An 18503-nucleotide genomic window follows, 5' to 3' on the forward strand; every position below is an offset into this window, starting at 1 on the left:
GGATGGGTAGGGGAGCGTCGTGTGCCGGGTGAAGCTGCAGCGGAAGCTAGTGGTGGACGGTTCACGAGTGAGAATGCAGGCATGAGTAGCGATACATACGTGAGAAACGTGTGCGCCGATTGACTAAGGGTTCCTGGGTCAAGCTGATCTGCCCAGGGTAAGTCGGGACCTAAGGCGAGGCCGACAGGCGTAGTCGATGGATAACCGGTTGATATTCCGGTACCCGCTGTGAAGCGTCAAACATTGAATCAGGCGATGCTAAGTCCGTGAAGCCGTCCTGGAGCCTTCGGGCAAAGGGAAGTGGTGGAGCCGACGATCCAGACTTGTAGTAGGTGAGTGATGGGGTGACGCAGGAAGGTAGTCCAGCCCGGGCGGTGGTTGTCCCGGGGTAAGGGTGTAGGCCGTGTGATAGGTAAATCCGTCGCACATTAAGGCTGAGACCTGATGCCGAGCCGATTGTGGTGAAGTGGATGATCCTATGCTGTCGAGAAAAGCCTCTAGCGAGTTTCATGGCGGCCCGTACCCTAAACCGACTCAGGTGGTCAGGTAGAGAATACCGAGGCGTTCGGGTGAACTATGGTTAAGGAACTCGGCAAAATGCCCCCGTAACTTCGGGAGAAGGGGGGCCATCACTGGTGATTGGATTTACTCCATGAGCTGGGGGTGGCCGCAGAGACCAGCGAGAAGCGACTGTTTACTAAAAACACAGGTCCGTGCGAAGCCGTAAGGCGATGTATACGGACTGACGCCTGCCCGGTGCTGGAACGTTAAGGGGACCGGTTAGTGCACTTTCGGGTGTGCGAAGCTGAGAACTTAAGCGCCAGTAAACGGCGGTGGTAACTATAACCATCCTAAGGTAGCGAAATTCCTTGTCGGGTAAGTTCCGACCTGCACGAATGGCGTAACGACTTCTCGACTGTCTCAACCATAGGCCCGGTGAAATTGCACTACGAGTAAAGATGCTCGTTTCGCGCAGCAGGACGGAAAGACCCCGGGACCTTTACTACAGTTTGATATTGGTGTTCGGTTCGGCTTGTGTAGGATAGGTGGGAGACTTTGAAGCGGGCACGCCAGTGTTCGTGGAGTCAACGTTGAAATACCACTCTGGTCGTGCTGGATGTCTAACCTGGGTCCGTGATCCGGATCAGGGACAGTGTCTGATGGGTAGTTTAACTGGGGCGGTTGCCTCCCAAAGAGTAACGGAGGCGCCCAAAGGTTCCCTCAGCCTGGTTGGTAATCAGGTGTTGAGTGTAAGTGCACAAGGGAGCTTGACTGTGAGACCGACGGGTCGAGCAGGGACGAAAGTCGGGACTAGTGATCCGGCGGTGGCTTGTGGAAGCGCCGTCGCTCAACGGATAAAAGGTACCCCGGGGATAACAGGCTGATCTTCCCCAAGAGTCCATATCGACGGGATGGTTTGGCACCTCGATGTCGGCTCGTCGCATCCTGGGGCTGGAGTCGGTCCCAAGGGTTGGGCTGTTCGCCCATTAAAGCGGTACGCGAGCTGGGTTTAGAACGTCGTGAGACAGTTCGGTCCCTATCCGCTGTGCGCGTAGGAATATTGAGAAGGGCTGTCCCTAGTACGAGAGGACCGGGACGGACGAACCTCTGGTGTGCCAGTTGTCCTGCCAAGGGCATGGCTGGTTGGCTACGTTCGGAAAGGATAACCGCTGAAAGCATCTAAGCGGGAAGCCTGCTTCAAGATGAGTATTCCCACCCCCTTTGAGGGGTTAAGGCTCCCAGTAGACGACTGGGTTGATAGGCCAGATCTGGAAGCCCGGTAACGGGTGGAGGTGACTGGTACTAATAGGCCGAGGGCTTGTCCTCAGTTGCTCGCGTCCACTGTGTTGGTTCTGAAACCACGAACAACCCCGTATGTCGGGCCACGACTACGGTGCGGTTGACAGTTTCATAGTGTTTCGGTGGTCATAGCGTGAGGGAAACGCCCGGTTACATTCCGAACCCGGAAGCTAAGCCTCACAGCGCCGATGGTACTGCAGGGGGGACCCTGTGGGAGAGTAGGACGCCGCCGAACTATTATTAACGGGAAACCCCCGCACCCTCTGGGTGCGGGGGTTTTCTGCGTTCACCATATTTAGAGGCCCTTAAAGGGCCTTTTTCTGTTTCAGAGGCGGCCGGCTGCCTTGAGGGACAGGTATGCATCTGCCAATGCGGGGGCCAAGTCCGCTGGGGTCGCGTCCACGACTGTTACGCCGTGGCGCGTGAGTTGTTCTGCCGTGCGGTGGCGTTCCGCGTGGGCCTGGGCGGCTGCTGCGGCGTCGTACACGGCTTCTGTTGTTCCTCGGGCCTTGGACATCTGCTCTATGTGAGGGTCCGCGACCGAGGCCAGGAGGACCGTGTGGCGTTGGGTGAGGCGGGAGAGCACGGGGAGCAGGCCCTCTTCGATGGGGGCTGCGTCCAGGCTGGTCAGCAGAACTATGAGCGAGCTGCGGGTTGCCGTGCGGAGCGCTGTTGAGGTCAGGCCTCTGGCGTCCGTTTCGACGAGTTCGGGTTCCAGCGCGGCCAGGGCGTTGACGACCGAGGGGAGCACGTCACCTGCTGCTTTGCCCTGGACCAGGGCTCGTACCCGGCGGTCGTACGCGAGGAGGTCCACCCTGTCTCCCGCCCTTGAGGCCAGGGCCGCGAGGAGCAGGGCCGCGTCCATGGAGGCGTCGAGGCGCGGGGCGTCGCCGACCCGGCCCGCGGAGGTGCGGCCGGTGTCGAGGACCAGGAGGATGTGGCGGTCGCGTTCGGGGCGCCAAGTGCGGACGGCGACGTTGGACTGGCGGGCGGTGGCGCGCCAGTCGATGGAGCGGGTGTCGTCGCCGGGGACGTAGTCGCGGAGGCTGTCGAATTCCGTGCCCTGGCCGCGGGTCAGCACGCTGGTGCGGCCGTCGAGTTCGCGGAGGCGGGCCAGCTTGGACGGGAGGTGCTTGCGGCTGGTGAAGGGGGGCAGGACCCGGAGTGTCCACGGGACCTTGTGGCTGCCCTGGCGGGTGAGGAGCCCCAAGGGGCCGTACGAGCGGATGGTGACGCGGTCGGCCTGGTGGTCGCCTCGGCGGGTGGGGCGCAGGCGGGTGGTGAGGCGGCGCCGTTCACCGGGCGGGATCGTCAACCGGCTGCGGGAAGACTCGACTTCGGTGCCGGGGTGCCAGCTGCTCGGGGGCCAGGCGTCCCGGATCTGGGCGCGCAGGGGCCGGCCGGAGGGGTTGGTGACGGTCAGTTCGACGTCGGCGGATTCGCCGAGACGTACGGAGGTGTCGCCCGCGCGGGTCAGGCCGAGGCGGCGTACGGGAGCGGCGAGGGCGAAGTCGCAGGCGCAGGCCAGGGCCAGCGGGGCGTTCACGGCGAGGATGCCTGTCCAGCTGGGTTCCCAGATGCCCACGGGGAGGCTGCCGAGGGCCGCCAGGAGGGCTGTGCGGCCGGTGAGGGCCATCAGCGGGGGACCGGGACGTGGGCGAGGATCGCGTTGATCACGGAGTCGGCCGTGACGCCCTCCATCTCGGCCTCCGGGCGGAGTTGGACGCGGTGGCGAAGTGTGGGGAGGGCGAGGGCCTTCACGTCGTCGGGGATGACGTAGTCGCGGCCCGTCAGCCAGGCCCAGGCGCGGGCCGTGGAGAGGAGCGCGGTCGCGCCGCGGGGGGAGGCGCCCAGGGTGAGCGACGGGGATTCGCGGGTGGCGCGGCAGATGTCCACCACGTACCCGGTGATCTCCGGGGAGACGGATGTCTTGGCGACCGCGGCGCGGGCTGCTTCCAGGTCGGCGGGGCCCGCCACGGGGCGGATGCCGGCGGCTGCGAGGTCGCGGGGGTTGAAGCCTTCCGCGTGGCGCGTGAGGACGTTGATCTCGTCCTGGCGGGAGGGGAGGGAGACGGTGAGCTTGAGGAGGAAACGGTCCAGCTGGGCTTCGGGGAGGGGGTACGTGCCTTCGTACTCGACCGGGTTCTGGGTGGCCGCGACGAGGAAGGGCTCGGGGAGCGGGCGGGGGGTGCCGTCCACCGTGACCTGGCGTTCCTCCATGGCTTCGAGGAGGGAGGACTGCGTCTTGGGCGGGGTGCGGTTGATCTCGTCGGCGAGGAGGAGGTTGGTGAAGACCGGGCCGGGCTGGAAGGAGAACTCGGTGGTGCGGGCGTCGTAGATGAGGGAGCCGGTGACGTCGCTCGGCATCAGGTCAGGGGTGAACTGGACGCGCTTGGTGTCGAGTTCGAGGGACGCGGCGAGGGCGCGGACGAGCAGGGTCTTCGCCACTCCGGGTACGCCTTCGAGGAGGACGTGGCCGCGGCAGAGGAGGGCCACGACGAGGCCCGTCACCGCGGCGTCCTGGCCGACCACGGCCTTCGAGATCTCGGTGCGCAGGGACTCCAGGGAGGAGCGGGCGCTGCCGGAGCTCCCGGCGTTGTCAGTGGTCGGGTCCATCATGAAGTACGTACCTCTCTTTCGAGGGCGTCGAGTTGGTCGGCGAGCGTGATGAGGGCGGCGTCGTCGGCGGGGGGCGGGCCGAAGAGGAGGGGGTGCAGGTCCTGGCCGGGGGTGCGGAGCCTGGCGGACAGGGCGGGGAGCAGGGTTTCGGGCGCGTGCGCCTGCGTGGGGGAGACGCCGATGAGGGGGGCGATGCGGGTGCGGGTGGCCGAGCGGAGGGCGGCGGACGCGCGGTCGCGGGCGTTGGCCTTGCGGTAGAGGCGGGCTCGGCCTTCGACGGTTTCGGAGGCGCGGATGGCCACGGGGAGGCGTTCGGGGACCAGCGGGCCGAGGCGGCGGGCGCGCCACAGGGCGGCGAGTGCGGCGGCGACGGTGAGTTGCAGGGTGCCCCAGAGCCAGCCGTCGGGGATGAGGTCGAAGAAGTCGCGGTCGGCGGTGTCGCCGGTGGCGGCGTCATCGGAGAGTGAGGGGAGGTACCAGACCAAGTGGGGGCGGGAGCCGAGGAGTTGCAGGGCCAGTGAGGCGTTGCCCTGTTCGTCGACGCGGTCGTTGAAGAGGATGTCGGGGGCGCCGAGTACGACGGTGTCGCCGGGCCCTTCGGCGGCCGGGAGACGCAGCAGGCTGGGGAGGCCGTCGCTGAGGTAGCAGGCGTCGGCTCGTGGAGCGAGGGTGTCGTAGCGGAGGCCGCCCACGTCGGCGGAGCCCGCGCGTTCGGCGGTGCGGAGGTCGCAGCGGGGGGAGAGCGTCGAGTCGAGGCTGGGGGTGGCGTCCGCGGTGACCCCCGGTGCGAGGGTGCTGACCGAGGGGGTTCCGGGGGCGAGGAGGACGGTGCGGCCTCGGGAGTCCTCGGTGGCCGTGCGGAGGCGGGACTGCTGGCGTTCGGTGAGCCGGTCCGGGGTGGTCACCAGGAGCGTGGTGTCCGGTCCTGCCGCTGCTCTGGCCTCTTCGGAGGTGGTGACCACGCGGGTGGACACGCCGCGGTCCGCGAGGAGTTCGGCGACGGCACGGCTGCCGTACGGGTCGGCCGAGCGCGGGTCGAGTCGACCGTGCTGGGCGCCGGAGCGGACGGCCGCGACGGCGATGGCGGCTGCCAGGAGGAGTACCAGGGCGAGGAGGATGCCGCGGGTCTTGGTCCAGAGCTGGCGGGGGGTGGGGGCTGAGGAGGTGGGGGTGCTGGGGCCGGGGCCGGGGGCGGTCTCGGGCTCTTTTGCAGCGGGGTGGGTGGTGTCGGCTTTGTTTTTGGGGGTGTTGGTGTTGTTTGTGTTTTTGGGGGCGTGTGGTCTGTCGGGGTTTTGTGGGTGCTGGGGGGGTGTCAACTCTGGGCTCCCTGGGGGGTGTTGTCCAGGGTCGGCCTTGTTTGGGTCAGGGCCTTGTCCAGGGTGGTCAGGCGGGCGTAGGTCGGCTCTGTCGCTGTGCGGGCGCCGTATGTGACGGCGTCGAACGACTGGGCCGCCGCCTGGAGTTCCGTGGCGTGGGTCGGGAGGGGCGCGGAGGCCTCCGCCGCTGCTTCGTCCGCTGTGCGGCCGGGGCGGGGGTCCAGGAGGGCGCGTTCCTCCAGGGAGCGGACGATCGCCCGCAGGCGTTCCTGGACGGCTTGGTTCCAGTGGCCCTGGGCGGCGTGTGCCTCGGCGGCGGCGCGGTGTTCCGCGGCGGTGCGCGGGCGGTCGTCGAAGAGGGCGGGGGAGGAAGCGGGGGAGCGGTGCGGGGTGCCGAGGCGCCACCACAGGGCCGCGACGAGGGCCAGTACGGCGATGGCGATGACGAGGAGCCCGAGTCCGCCGCCCGGGGTGGCTCCAGAGGCGGCGGAGAACAGGTTGTCGACCCACTCCCAGAAGCGGTCCAGGGCGCGCTGCAGGAGGCTCGGGTCGTTCTCGTGGTAGGCGGGGTCGGACAGTTCGCGCTCGGCTGCCTCCCGCGCGGGGGCGCGCGGGATCGTCACCGGGGGGTCGTCGTCCCCGGTGCGTCGTACGAGTGGTGCGACCGTCCTCGCTGCCTGCAGTGCTGCCCCCGTCACCGCATCAGCTCCCCGGGGTTCCGGGGGAGCTTGAGCCGTTGTCGCCCTGGAGACCCGCCGCGCGCGCCAGTTCGAGGTCGAGGGCCTCCCGGCGGATCCGCTGGTCGACGTAGAGAAGGACCGTGACGCCGGCGGTGATCGGGAACGTGAGCATCGAGCCGATGATCGAGCCGACGCCGCTGACGATCAGGAAGGTCCAGCCGAGGTCGCCGGTGCCGCTGTCGAGGAAGCCGGTGACGCCGTCGCCGCTCAGCGCGCCCGCGATGAGGGTGAAGGGGATGACGATGATCGACGCGACGACGTTGGCGATGATCGCGGCGAGCAGCTGGATGCCGAACACGCGCCACCAGGAGCCGCGGACCAGCTTCGCCGAGCGGGTCATCGACTTCTTCACGCCCTGCTTCTCCAGCATCAGGGCGGGCGAGGCGAGCGAGAAGCGGACGAGGAGCCAGATGGCGACGACGAGGGCGGCGAATCCGCCGAGGACGGCGAGGCTGATGCCCGCGTCCGACGCCCCGGCCGTCGCGATCAGCACGCCGGGCAGGCTGCCGGCGGCGACGACCGCCATGCCGATGAGCGGGAGCAGCAGCGTCAGGCCGATCAGCCTGGGCAGCTGCGGCTTGGCGTCCTGCCAGGCCTCGGCCGTGGTGACCGACTTACCGAGGACGGCGCGGCTGGTGACCATCGTGAGCAGGGCGGTCGCGACGATCGTGCCGAGCAGCGTGATCAGCAGGATCACGCCGGAGCTCAGCAGGGTGTCGCCCAGGGCGCGGGTCAGTTCGCCGACGGTCGCGCTCGGGTCGTCGAGGGCGTCCGTGGAAGCGCTGTCGTTGAGGACGAGCCCTTGGAGCAGGATGACGACGATCTCCGTGAACACGGCCACGGCGAGCGAGATGCCGAGCACGGTGCGCCAGTACGTACGCATCGTGGAGACCGCGCCGTCCAGGATCTCGCCGACGCCGAGGGGCCGCAGCGGGATGACGCCGGGCTTCGCGGCGGGCGGCGGGCCTTGCCACGCGCCCCAGCCGGGGTAGCGGCCGGGGCCACCGGGGCCAGAGCCGCCGGGGCCGGGGCCGCCGGGGTGTCCGCCGCCCCAGCCGCCGCCGGGCGGGGGTGGCGGCGGAGGCGGGGTCTGGCCGGGTGCGGGTGGGCTGGGGGCGGACCACTGGGCGGGCGGCGGCTGCTCCTTGGACCACTTCGATGCGGGAGCGTCGGGCTGGTCCGCGGGCTCGGTGGGTCCGGGCTCGCCGGAGTCCTTGCCGTCGTCGGAGGGGGCAGATCCGGGCGAAGCCCAGCCCGGAGTGTCGTTCATCGTCGCTCCTTCACGGTGCCCGTCCGCGGTCGCGGCGGCAGGTTGCCAGCCATCGTGCCACGGCGCACCCCCGCGGGGACCGGGCAGCGTATGGGCTGCACACCTTCAATTGTCCGTCAGGTACGGGGCAGACTGGGCGGATGGCTGATCAGTACGCGCAATCAGGCGAGGACATCCGGCCGATCCAGACCCCGACGAATCCGGTGAAGGAGGCGAACCCGGCGATCTCCGTGATCCGCTGGGCCGAGCCGCCCGAGGGCCCCGTGCTGGTCCTCCTCGACCAGACCAGGCTGCCCGGTGAGGAGTCCGAGCTGGTGTGCACGGACGCGCCGGCGCTGGTGCAGGCGATCCGCACGCTGGCGGTGCGCGGGGCACCGCTGCTCGGCATAGCCGGTGCGTACGGCGTCGCGCTGGCCGCCGTACGCGGCTTCGACGTGGAGGAGGCGGCGGGCGCGCTCGCGGGCGCCAGACCCACCGCGGTCAATCTCGGGTACGGCGTGCGCAGGGCCCTGACGGCCTACCGCGCGGCGCTGGCCGACGGGGCCGATCCGGAGCGGGCAGGCGCCGCGGCGCTGGCGGCCGCGCGGGCGCTGCACCGGGAGGACGCCGAGGCCAGTGGGAAGATGGCGGCGCACGGGCTCGCGCTGCTCGACGAGATGCTGCCGGGCGGCAGCCACCGGATCCTCACCCACTGCAACACGGGGGCACTGGTGTCCGGCGGTGAGGGCACGGCCTTCGCGGTGGCCCTCGCGGCACACCGCGAAGGGCGTCTTCGCAGGCTGTGGGTGGACGAGACGCGGCCCTTGCTGCAGGGTTCGAGGCTGACCGCGTATGAGGCGGCGCGGGCCGGAATGGCGTACACCTTGCTTACGGACAACGCGGCGGGGTCGCTGTTCGCGGCGGGTGAGGTGGATGCCGTGCTGATCGGCGCCGACCGCATCGCGGCCGACGGTTCGGTGGCCAACAAGGTGGGGAGCTATCCGCTCGCGGTGCTCGCCCGCTACCACCACGTGCCGTTCATCGTGGTGGCACCGGTCACGACCGTGGACCCGGACACCCCGGACGGAGCGTCCATCGAGGTGGAGCAGCGGGCGAGTCATGAAGTGACGGAGGTCACGGCACCCCATGTGCCGGTGGCCGGGTTCGAAGTGGGAGGCGGGACGGCGGTGGCACCTCTGGGGACCCAGGCGTACAACCCCGCGTTCGACGTGACACCTCCGGAACTGGTGACGGCGATCGTCACCGAGGAGGGCGTCGTGTCGCCCGTGACAGCAGGGGGCCTGGGCGAGCTGTGTGCCAGGTCACGCCAGGTATCGATGAGCTAATGGGATGATGTCAGGCATGAAGGGACGAGTCCTTGTCGTCGACGACGACACCGCACTGGCCGAGATGCTCGGGATTGTGCTGCGTGGTGAAGGTTTTGAGCCGTCGTTCGTAGCTGATGGCGACAAGGCGCTGGCCGCTTTCAGGGAGGCAAAGCCGGATCTTGTACTGCTGGATTTGATGTTGCCGGGCCGTGATGGCATCGAGGTGTGCCGCCTGATCAGGGCGGAGTCCGGGGTGCCGATCGTCATGCTCACGGCCAAGAGCGACACGGTGGACGTGGTGGTCGGCCTGGAGTCGGGCGCCGACGACTACATCGTGAAGCCCTTCAAGCCGAAGGAGCTCGTGGCCCGCATCAGGGCGCGGCTGCGGAGGTCCGAGGAGCCCGCGCCGGAGCAGCTGACCATCGGTGACCTGGTCATCGACGTGGCGGGGCACTCCGTGAAGCGGGAGGGCCAGTCGATCGCGCTGACGCCGCTGGAGTTCGACCTCCTTGTTGCGCTGGCCCGCAAGCCGTGGCAGGTGTTCACGCGTGAGGTGCTGCTCGAGCAGGTCTGGGGCTACCGCCACGCGGCCGACACCCGCCTGGTGAACGTGCACGTGCAGCGGCTGCGCTCGAAGGTCGAGAAGGACCCCGAGCGTCCGGAGATCGTGGTGACCGTCCGTGGTGTCGGTTACAAGGCCGGACCGAGCTGACATGTCCCGGGACAGTTCCCCCGCGACACCTCCCGGGGCTCCGGCTCCGGGCGGCCGCTCGGGGCGGACTGGGGGACCGACGCGGCGCGGCTCGACGTTCGGGCGGCTCCTCGACGGTGGTCTGCTGTTGCAGGACGGGGTGCAGGGCAGCCCCGTCCTGAGGCTCTTCGTGCGCTGGGTGCGCCGTCCGCTGCTGCCCGCCCTGCGGCTGTGGCGGCGCAACATCCAGCTGAAGGTCGTCGTCACGACGTTGCTCATGTCGCTCGGCGTGGTCCTGATGCTGGGCTTCGCCGTCATGAGTTCGGTGAACAACGGCCTGCTCAAGGCCAAGGTGAAGGCCTCGCAGAGCCAGGCCGACGGTGGTTTCAGGGCGGCTCAGGACGAGGCGAACTCCGCCCGGCCGCGCTCGGGGCAGGACAGCGCCGCCGGCACGCCCGACGGAGGGGCCACGCCGCCCACCGCCGTATGGATGTCCGACCTGGTCGAGCAGCTCTCCAGCGGCGGCCAGAGCGCGTTCAACGTGGTGACGCTGAGCCCGACGTCCACCGCGGACGGCGGCAGTGTGCGCGGGCCGCGTGCCTCCGGGGGCGTGGACCCGATCCAGAGTGTTCCCGAGGCGCTGCGCAGCAGCGTCGACGAGGGCACCCGGGCCTATCAGAGCAATACGCGGATCGTCTTCAACGACGGCCGTGACGCCCAGCCGGGCCTCGTCATCGGCAAGCGCCTGAACGACCTGAACGGCAAGCCCTACCAGCTGTACTACCTCTTCCCGCTGACGCAGGAGGAGGAGTCCCTAGGCGTCGTCAGGACGACGCTCGCCACCGCGGGCCTGTTCGTCGTGGTGCTGCTCGGCGCCATCGCCTGGCTGGTGGTGCGCCAGGTCGTGACGCCGGTACGGATGGCAGCCGGCATCGCCGAGCGGCTGTCCGCCGGGCGCCTTCAGGAACGTATGAAGGTCACCGGTGAGGACGACATCGCGCGGCTCGGCGAGGCCTTCAACAAGATGGCACAGAACCTCCAGCTGAAGATCCAGCAGCTGGAGGAGCTCTCGCGGATGCAGCGCCGCTTCGTCTCGGACGTCTCGCACGAGCTGCGTACGCCGCTGACGACCGTACGGATGGCGGCCGATGTCATCCATGACGCGCGCGTGGACTTCGATCCGGTGACCGCGCGGTCGGCCGAGCTGCTCGCCGATCAGCTGGACCGGTTCGAGACGCTGCTGGCGGACCTCCTCGAGATCAGCCGGTTCGACGCGGGCGCGGCGGCTCTGGAGGCCGAGCCGATAGACCTGCGTGAGGTCGTACGACGTGTCGTGGGCGGTGCGGAGCCGCTCGCGGAGCGCAAGGGGACGCACGTACGGATCGTCGGGGACCAGCAGCCCGTGGTCGCCGAGGCCGACGCACGCCGTGTGGAGCGGGTCCTTCGCAACCTCGTGGTCAATGCCGTGGAGCACGGCGAGGGCCGGGACGTCGTGGTGCGGCTCGCGGTGGCGGGCGGCGCCGTCGCGGTCGCGGTGCGGGACTACGGAGTGGGGCTGAAGCCGGGTGAGGCGACCCGGGTGTTCAGCCGCTTCTGGCGGGCCGACCCGGCACGCGCGCGTACCACCGGTGGTACGGGCCTCGGGCTCTCCATCGCACTCGAGGACGCACGGCTGCACGGCGGCTGGCTGCAGGCGTGGGGTGAGCCGGGCGGCGGTTCGCAGTTCCGTCTGACGCTGCCGCGCACGGCGGACGAGCCGCTGCGGGGATCGCCGATACCGCTGGAGCCCGACGATTCGCGACGTCATCGCGGCCTGAACGACGCGGGTCTGCCGCTCGGCGGCGCGAACAAGCTCGCCACGGTGCCCGCGCAGCCCTCGACGTCGGAGCGGGTGCCGCCGCCCGTGCCGGCGAGGGCGCCGATCGCGCCGCGGCTCGCCGGGGCGGCCACGACGGTGGACCCCACCGCGTTGCCGGGCAGCGGGGCGCGGGTGGTGCCGCGCAGGCCGCTGGACGACGTCTCCGGTGAACGGGCGACGGACACCGCGACAGGCAACGCGACGGACGCCGCGACGGACACGGGGCACGCGAGCGGGACGGAAACGGATCCCACCAGGGAAGGGGAGGCCTCTCGTGGCCGCTGACCACGACCGCCGCGCTCGCCGGCGTCCGCTGCGGGCCGGTGTGCTGTTCGGCTCCTGCGGGGTGCTGCTCGCGGGGTGTGCCTCGATGCCCGACAGCGGGAACCTCAAGGCGGTCGACGCCTCCCAGCGGCCGGACTCGCAGTCGCAGGTCCGGGTCTACGCGATGCCGCCGGGGGAGGACGCCGGCCCGTCGGAGATCGTTCAGGGCTTCCTGGAGGCGCTGACCAGCGACGACCCCCAGTTCGCGATGGCGCGCAAGTATCTGACCAAGGAAGCGTCCAAGGGCTGGAACCCCGATGTGCAGACCACGGTGCTGGAGAGCGGGCCGAGCACGGGTTCGGGCAGTGTCGGGGACGGCGACACGGGCCGTACCTTCCCGCTGACCGGCCACAAGGTCGCCACCGTGAACCATGAGCACGCCTACCAGCTCGACAACGACGCGTACGACCAGAGCGTGCACCTCACCCAGCAGGACGGGCCGAACGGCAAGGAGTGGCGGCTGGACCGGGTGCCGCAGGGCGTCGTGCTCGGGCAGTCCGACTTCCAGCGCATCTACTGGTCGGTCAACAAGTACTACTTCGCGACGCGTTCCTCCGGTGCGACCGGTGGCGGCCAGGAAGGGCTCGTCGCCGACCCCGTCTACATACGCCAGCGAATAGACCCCGTGACGGAGAGCGTCAAGGCGCTGCTCGACGGCCCCACCACCTGGCTCAAGCAGGTCGTGGGCACGCGCTTCCCGACGGGTACGCGGCTCAAGGCGGGCACCAAGACGCTGGCGCCCGACGACCAGGGCAAGCTGACGGTGCCGCTGAACGAGAAGGCCGACTCCATGGGCCAGGAGCGGTGCACGGAGATGGCCGCTCAACTGCTCTTCACGCTCCAGGACTTGACGTCGTCCGGCGTCCAGGAGGTGGAGCTGCAGCGTCGCAACGGCTCGCAGCTGTGCGTCCTGAGCAAGGAGCGCGCCGAGTCCGTCGCCTCGCGTCGCACGGCCGAGCACCCCGACTTCCAGTACCTCATCGACGACAAGCGCCGTCTGGTGCAGATGCCCGCCAGCGCCGGTGGCAAGGCCGATCCGCAGCCCGTGCGGGGGAAGCTGGGCACTGGCGAGCAGCCGCTGCGGTCCGCCGCCGTGTCGCGGGACGAGGAGCGGGCGGCCGGGGTGTCGCTCGACGGGCGTTCGCTGTACATGGGGTCGCTGGTCTCGGAGGGCGGTCTCGGCAAGCCGGAGGTGCGCAGCAAGGCGAAGTCCGAGCAGGACGGTCTCTCGACGCCCAGCTGGGACGGCCGCGGTGACCTCTGGGTGGCCGACCGCGACCCGAAGCGGCCGCGTCTGCTCTGGCTGGAGCAGGGTGCGGGAGAGCCGCTGCCGGTCAAGATCGCGAACCTCGACGGGCGGATCGAGGCGGTACGGGTGTCGGCCGACGGCGTACGGATCGCGCTCCTCGTGAAGAAGGACGGCAAGACGAGCCTGCAGATCGGCCGCGTCGAGCGGACGGGTGCCAAGGGCGAGCAGCCGCAGATCTCGGTGGACGGCCTGCGTCAGGCCGCGCCGCAGATGGAGGAGGTCACCGCCATGTCGTGGGCGGGCGGCAGCCGCCTCGTGGTGGTCGGGCGCGAGTCCGGTGGCGTGCAGCAGATGCGGTACGTCCAGAGCGATGGCTCGGTGCCCGCGGGAGCGACGCTGCCCGGCCTCACCGGCGTGAAGGAGATCGCGGCGTCCGAGGACGAGCGGCAGCCGCTGGTGGCGCACTCGGACGACGGGATAGTGCGGCTGCCGACGGGCGCGCAGTGGCAGACGGTGGTGGAGAGAGGGTCGGCGCCGGTCTATCCCGGGTGAGGGTGCCGTAGTAACGCCTCTTCCGCGCCGTCGAGTTGTCCACAGGCCGTTGTCCACAGGCCGTTGTCCACAGGGGTGGCCAGGGGTGCTCGGGCCTTGGCACAGTGGTGGGCATGACGGGGTGGTGGCGGGACCTCACCGATCTGGTGCTGCCGGCCGAGTGCGGAGGCTGTGGCAGGCCTCGTACGGCGCTCTGCGCGCCGTGCCGCGACGCCCTGTGCGGGGCCGCGCCGTGCCGGGTGAGTCCCCGTCCCCGGCCGCCGGGGCTGCCGCAGGTGCATGCTTCGGCCGTTTACGGGGACTCGGTGCGGACGGTTCTGCTCGCGCACAAGGAGCGGGGTGCTCTGGGGCTCGCGGGGCCGTTGGGCGCGGGCCTCGCCGGGGCGGTGCGGGCAGGGCTCCACGAGGGTGCCGGGCCTCACGAGGGCGTCGCCGGTGACGCTCCGGTACTGCTGGTGCCGGTGCCGTCGGCTCGCGGGGCCGTGCGGCGGCGTGGCCACGATCCGGTACGGCGGATCGCGCTGGCCGCCGCGGGGGAGCTGCGCCGGGGCGGCGTGCGGGCCCGAGTGCTCGGTGTACTGCGCCAGCGGCGGGTCGTGGCCGACCAGGCGGGGCTCAACTCCCGTCAGCGGCAGGCGAATCTGCGGGGCGCCCTGGAGGTGACCGCGGGTGGCGGGCGGCTGCTCGCCGGTGGGCGGGTCGTGATCGTGGACGACCTGATGACCACGGGCGCGTCTTTGGCCGAGGCCGCGCGCGCAATACGTGACGTAGGCACGGAAAGTAAAGGGACGGGCGCAGTGGTGACAGCCCGTGAAATTACCGGCGAGAACAGGATCATCGCGGCTGTTGTTGCTTCCTCACCGGATTCTTTCGGAATAAACCGGAACTGACTGGGAACTTGCATCGTTGCAGGTAGTGAGAGGGTCAATACACCTGAATGGAGGTATGCACCGGTAGAGGGTGACGACATCCGTCCGGGCGAGATATGTTCGGTTGTGAGGAATGGCGGACGCCGCCCCTCGCATATCGGAATGCCGGTCGCCGGGTTTTTCGCAATCACCCGGGCCGGTCGGGGTGGAGATCTTGTTCGCGGGGGAGGAGGAGGTGGAAGTCACCGAGTCCGAGGCTCCGGGAGTCACCGGGGCCTGGTGCAAAAGGGAGATGCTCCGCCGCCGAAGCGGGGCGATCCGGGAACGGAGTTCTGCGTGGACATCGTCGTCAAGGGCCGCAAGACCGAGGTGCCCGAGCGGTTCCGCAAGCACGTGGCCGAGAAGCTGAACCTGGAGAAGATCCAGAAGCTCGACGGCAAGGTGATCAGCCTCGACGTCGAGGTGTCCAAGGAAGCCAACCCGCGTCAGGCCGACCGTTCCGACCGTGTCGAGATCACACTCCGGGGACGCGGGCCAGTGATCCGCGCGGAGGCCTCGGCGACCGATCCGTACGCGGCGCTCGACCTGGCCACCGCCAAGCTCGACGCAAGGCTGCGCAAGCAGCACGAGAAGCGCCACAACCGGCGCGGCACCGGCAGGCTCTCCGCCGCCGAAGTCGCCGAGCGGGTGCCGGACGCGGCCACTCTCAACGGAGACGGCACCCTCGTCCGCGAGGAGGAGCCGGACGGCGTGCCCGTCAAGAGGATCGGCTCGCTGGAGATTCAGGGCGAAGGCCCGCTCGTGGTCCGCGAGAAGAGCCACGTGGCGGCCCCGATGACGCTCGACCAGGCGCTCTACGAGATGGAACTCGTCGGGCACGACTTCTACTTGTTCGTCGACTCGGAGTCGAAGGAACCGAGCGTCGTCTACCGGCGGCACGCCTACGACTACGGCGTGATCCGCCTCAACACCGACCCCATGGTCGCGCGGCCGGAATCCGGCGGCGGTGGCGGTGCGCTCGGCGGCTGACCCCGTCCGGCCGAGGGTTTGCTGATGCCCCTGGAGCGCGTGTGCGCCCCCAGGGGCATCATCATGCGACCCCTGCGCGCACCGCGGGACCGCCCGGGCATGAAATCATGGGCGGAGCCGGTCAACCGGTGTGCTGTTGCCTCGGGTTGGCGGCAGCCGACGCACAACGGGCCATGGCCTTCAGGGGGAGGAACGATGGCGGACAGCTTCGGACCGATGCGGGATGCCGATGACGACGACGGCATCGGCATCGGCACGGATGCGGGCGCACCGCGCAAGGAGCCCATCAGGGTCCTTGTGGTGGATGACCACGCGCTCTTCCGCCGGGGCCTGGAGATCGTCCTCGCGGCCGAGGAGGACATCCAGGTGGTCGGGGAGGCCGGCGACGGCGCCGAGGCGGTGGACAAGGCCGCGGACCTGCTGCCGGACATCGTGCTGATGGACGTACGCATGCCCAAGCGCGGCGGCATCGAGGCGTGCACCTCCATCAAGGAGGTCGCGCCGAGCGCGAAGATCATCATGCTGACGATCAGCGACGAGGAGGCCGACCTCTACGACGCGATCAAGGCGGGCGCCACCGGCTATCTCCTCAAGGAGATCTCCACCGACGAGGTGGCCACGGCGATTCGCGCGGTGGCCGACGGGCAGTCGCAGATCAGTCCGTCCATGGCGTCGAAACTGCTCACCGAGTTCAAGTCGATGATCCAGCGCACCGACGAGCGCAGGCTGGTTCCGGCGCCGCGGCTGACCGAACGCGAGCTGGAAGTGCTGAAGCTGGTGGCCACGGGCATGAACAACCGCGACATCGCGAAAGAGTTGTTCATCTCCGAGAACACCGTGAAGAACCACGTCCGCAACATCCTGGAGAAGCTGCAGCTGCACTCCAGGATGGAGGCGGTCGTCTACGCGATGCGGGAGAAGATCCTCGAGATCAGGTGAGGGCGCGGACAAGCGCGGCGGTCAGCTCCGGCCGGTCCACGCGCTCCACCCGTACGGAATCGCAGTTGACCCAGGTCGCCGCTTCACGCAGGGCCTGGGCCACCGCGGGCACGGCCTTGGGGCCGTCCAGTGACACCTGCTTGGCGACCAGTGTGCTGCCCTCGCGGGCGGGGTCCACGCGGCCGACCAGCCGGCCCCCGGCCAGGACCGGCATCGCGAAGTAGCCGTGGATCCGCTTGGGCTTGGGGACGTACGCCTCCAGGCGGTGGGTGAAGCCGAAGATCCGCTCCGTGCGGGCCCGCTCCCAGATGAGGGAGTCGAAGGGCGAGAGGAGCGTCGTGCGGTGGCGGCCGCGCGGGGCCGTCTCCAGGGCCGCGGGGTCGGCCCAGGCGGGCTTGTCCCAGCCCTCCACCGTCACCGGCACAAGCCCCGAGTCCGCGACCACCGAGTCGAACTGCTCGCCCTTGAGACGGTGATAGTCCGCGATGTCGGCGCGGGTGCCGACACCGAGCGCCTGCCCGGCCAGGCGGACCAGGCGGCGCAGGCACTCCCTGTCGTCCAGGTCGTCATGGAGCAGGGGCGCCGGGATCGCGCGCTCCGCGAGGTCGTACACCCGCTTCCAGCTGCGCCGCTCGGTGCAGACCACCTCGCCGTACATCAGTGCCCGCTCCACGGCGACCTTCGCGTCCGACCAGTCCCACCACTCGCCCTTGTTCTTCGCGCCGCCCAACTCCGTCGCGGTGAGGGGGCCTTCGGCGGTGAGCTGCTTGATGACCGTGTCGTACGCACCGTCCGGCAGGTCGTGGTGCCAGTGCGGGCGGGTGCGGTAGGCGCGGCGGCGGAAGGCGAAGTGCGGCCACTCCTCGATGGGCAGGATGCACGCGGCGTGCGACCAGTACTCGAAGGCGTGCGGGCGGGCCGGGCCGGGGCCCGCGGTGCCGTCCCAGTACGCCGCCTCGACGCGGTCGCGGCCGACGGCGCCGAGACGGGCGTACGGAATGAGCTCGTGGGAGCGGGCCAGGACCGAGATCGTGTCGAGCTGGACCGCGCCGAGATGCCGCAACACGCCCCGCACACCGGACCTGCGGTCCGGCGCGCCCAGGAATCCCTGGGCGCGCAGCGCGATGCGGCGGGCCTCGTCGGCGGAGAGGTCGATGGCGGGGCGCGGCAGGCTCGTCATGCCGGAAACGATAGGGGGCGGCACTGACACAACTGCCTGGCCTGCGAGAACCGGCCGCCCACCCCGGCTCGGGCGGGCGGCCGGTGCGTGGCTCAGGCCCGCGCGGGCAGGTACGGCGGGAGCGAGGCCATGCCGAGGTCGCTCGGCAGGAGGGCGCCCACCCAGCAGTCACGGAGGGTGGCCTTGTTCAGGAGGGCGGCGCGCAAGGTGCCCTCCACGAGGAAGCCCGCCTTCTCCGCCACCGCGCGCGATCCCGTGTTGCCGACCTCGGCGCGCCACTCCAGGCGGTTGCAGCCCAGGTCGGTGAAGGCCCACCTGGCCAGGGCGAGGACGGTCTCCGTCATGTAGCCGCTGCCCCGGTGCTCCTTCGCCGTCCAGAAGCCGACCTCCCAGGCGCCCGAGCGCGGGTGGTGGAGGCTGGCGGCGGCGACCAGGGGGCCACCTTCCCTGGGACGTACGGCAAAGGTGTACTCCGTGTCATGGCGCCAGCCGTCCGGCACCATGCGTCCGACGAAGCCCTCCGCGTCCGCGCGGGTGTAGGGCGAGGGGACCGTGGTCCAGCGCTGGATGTCGGCGTCCTGGCAGGCTTCGTACGTCTCGTCCGTGTCGGCGGGCGTGAACGCGCGCATGATCAGGCGTTCGGTGGTGAGTGTGACGGGCTCCATCCGGTGATTCTGCGGGGGCCGGGCGCCGTGGGCCAGTGTTTTTGACCGGGCTTTCCCGCGCATTTCGCCGAGCGCTGATCGGCACAACCCGGCAC

The 18503-nt window shown here is 69.8% G+C and carries 14 protein-coding genes and 2 rRNA genes; 9 read left to right on the forward strand and 7 right to left on the reverse strand.

Translation table 11 applies throughout. The annotated features are described in order from the left end of the window. A 23S ribosomal RNA gene (locus ACWGIH_RS02185) occupies window positions 1–1827 on the forward strand; the annotation flags it as partial. 91 nt (window positions 1828–1918) lie between these two features. After that, window positions 1919–2035 (forward strand): 5S ribosomal RNA (gene rrf / locus ACWGIH_RS02190). Window positions 2036–2125: 90 nt separating this feature from the next. Here rrf and ACWGIH_RS02195 read toward each other — a convergent pair. The 5 genes from ACWGIH_RS02195 to ACWGIH_RS02215 are packed head-to-tail and all read right to left on the reverse strand — an operon-like array spanning window position 2126 to window position 7745. Beyond that, a complete protein-coding gene (locus ACWGIH_RS02195) occupies window positions 2126–3436 on the reverse strand; it encodes a DUF58 domain-containing protein (RefSeq protein WP_453448648.1) in 1311 nt (436 codons plus the stop codon). Further along, window positions 3436–4416 carry an AAA family ATPase gene (locus tag ACWGIH_RS02200; protein WP_453448649.1) on the reverse strand — a complete coding sequence of 327 codons (981 nt, stop codon included), beginning with the start codon at window positions 4414–4416 and terminating at the stop codon, window positions 3436–3438. Before ACWGIH_RS02200 ends, ACWGIH_RS02195 begins: the two co-directional genes overlap by 1 nt. After that, entirely contained in the window at window positions 4416–5735 is a 1320-nt protein-coding gene (locus ACWGIH_RS02205) for a DUF4350 domain-containing protein (protein ID WP_453448650.1), read from the reverse strand. Before ACWGIH_RS02205 ends, ACWGIH_RS02200 begins: the two co-directional genes overlap by 1 nt. Continuing rightward, a complete protein-coding gene (locus ACWGIH_RS02210; RefSeq protein WP_453448651.1) occupies window positions 5732–6433 on the reverse strand; it encodes a DUF4129 domain-containing protein in 702 nt (233 codons plus the stop codon). The genes ACWGIH_RS02205 and ACWGIH_RS02210 overlap by 4 nt, the downstream gene beginning before the upstream one ends. Before the next feature lie 4 nt (window positions 6434–6437). Beyond that, window positions 6438–7745, reverse strand: a complete 1308-nt coding sequence (locus tag ACWGIH_RS02215; RefSeq protein WP_453448652.1) for a glycerophosphoryl diester phosphodiesterase membrane domain-containing protein — start codon at window positions 7743–7745, stop codon at window positions 6438–6440. 140 nt (window positions 7746–7885) lie between these two features. On the opposite strand from ACWGIH_RS02215, the gene mtnA reads away from it, so the two are divergent. The 7 genes from mtnA to ACWGIH_RS02250 all read left to right on the forward strand — a co-directional run bounded on the left by mtnA (window position 7886) and on the right by ACWGIH_RS02250 (window position 16563). Beyond that, window positions 7886–9070, forward strand: a complete 1185-nt coding sequence (mtnA, locus tag ACWGIH_RS02220; protein WP_453448653.1) for an S-methyl-5-thioribose-1-phosphate isomerase — start codon at window positions 7886–7888, stop codon at window positions 9068–9070. A gap of 4 nt (window positions 9071–9074) precedes the next feature. Further along, complete coding sequence (gene mtrA / locus ACWGIH_RS02225; RefSeq protein ID WP_361836743.1) at window positions 9075–9764, forward strand: two-component system response regulator MtrA; 690 nt, start codon at window positions 9075–9077, stop codon at window positions 9762–9764. A 1-nt stretch (window position 9765) separates the two neighbouring features. Next, entirely contained in the window at window positions 9766–11886 is a 2121-nt protein-coding gene (gene mtrB, locus ACWGIH_RS02230; protein ID WP_453448654.1) for an MtrAB system histidine kinase MtrB, read from the forward strand. Continuing rightward, entirely contained in the window at window positions 11876–13726 is a 1851-nt protein-coding gene (locus ACWGIH_RS02235) for an LpqB family beta-propeller domain-containing protein (protein WP_453448655.1), read from the forward strand. The genes mtrB and ACWGIH_RS02235 overlap by 11 nt, the downstream gene beginning before the upstream one ends. A 113-nt stretch (window positions 13727–13839) precedes the next feature. Next, complete coding sequence (locus tag ACWGIH_RS02240) at window positions 13840–14616, forward strand: phosphoribosyltransferase family protein (protein WP_453448656.1); 777 nt, start codon at window positions 13840–13842, stop codon at window positions 14614–14616. Between the two features lie 315 nt (window positions 14617–14931). Next, entirely contained in the window at window positions 14932–15624 is a 693-nt protein-coding gene (gene hpf, locus ACWGIH_RS02245) for a ribosome hibernation-promoting factor, HPF/YfiA family (RefSeq protein ID WP_451204275.1), read from the forward strand. Between the two features lie 195 nt (window positions 15625–15819). Beyond that, window positions 15820–16563, forward strand: a complete 744-nt coding sequence (locus tag ACWGIH_RS02250; protein ID WP_160505372.1) for a response regulator — start codon at window positions 15820–15822, stop codon at window positions 16561–16563. On the opposite strand, the gene ACWGIH_RS02255 is transcribed toward ACWGIH_RS02250, so the two are convergent. Continuing rightward, on the reverse strand, window positions 16556–17743 hold the full coding sequence (locus ACWGIH_RS02255; RefSeq protein ID WP_453448657.1) for a winged helix-turn-helix domain-containing protein: 1188 nt from the start codon (window positions 17741–17743) through the stop codon (window positions 16556–16558). The genes ACWGIH_RS02250 and ACWGIH_RS02255 overlap by 8 nt on opposite strands. Window positions 17744–17835: 92 nt before the next feature. Beyond that, window positions 17836–18408: a GNAT family N-acetyltransferase gene (locus ACWGIH_RS02260; protein ID WP_453448658.1), complete on the reverse strand. Its 573-nt coding sequence runs from the start codon at window positions 18406–18408 to the stop codon at window positions 17836–17838. Window positions 18409–18503: the final 95 nt, after the last annotated feature.

The organism is Streptomyces sp. NPDC054872 (genome assembly GCF_053610705.1).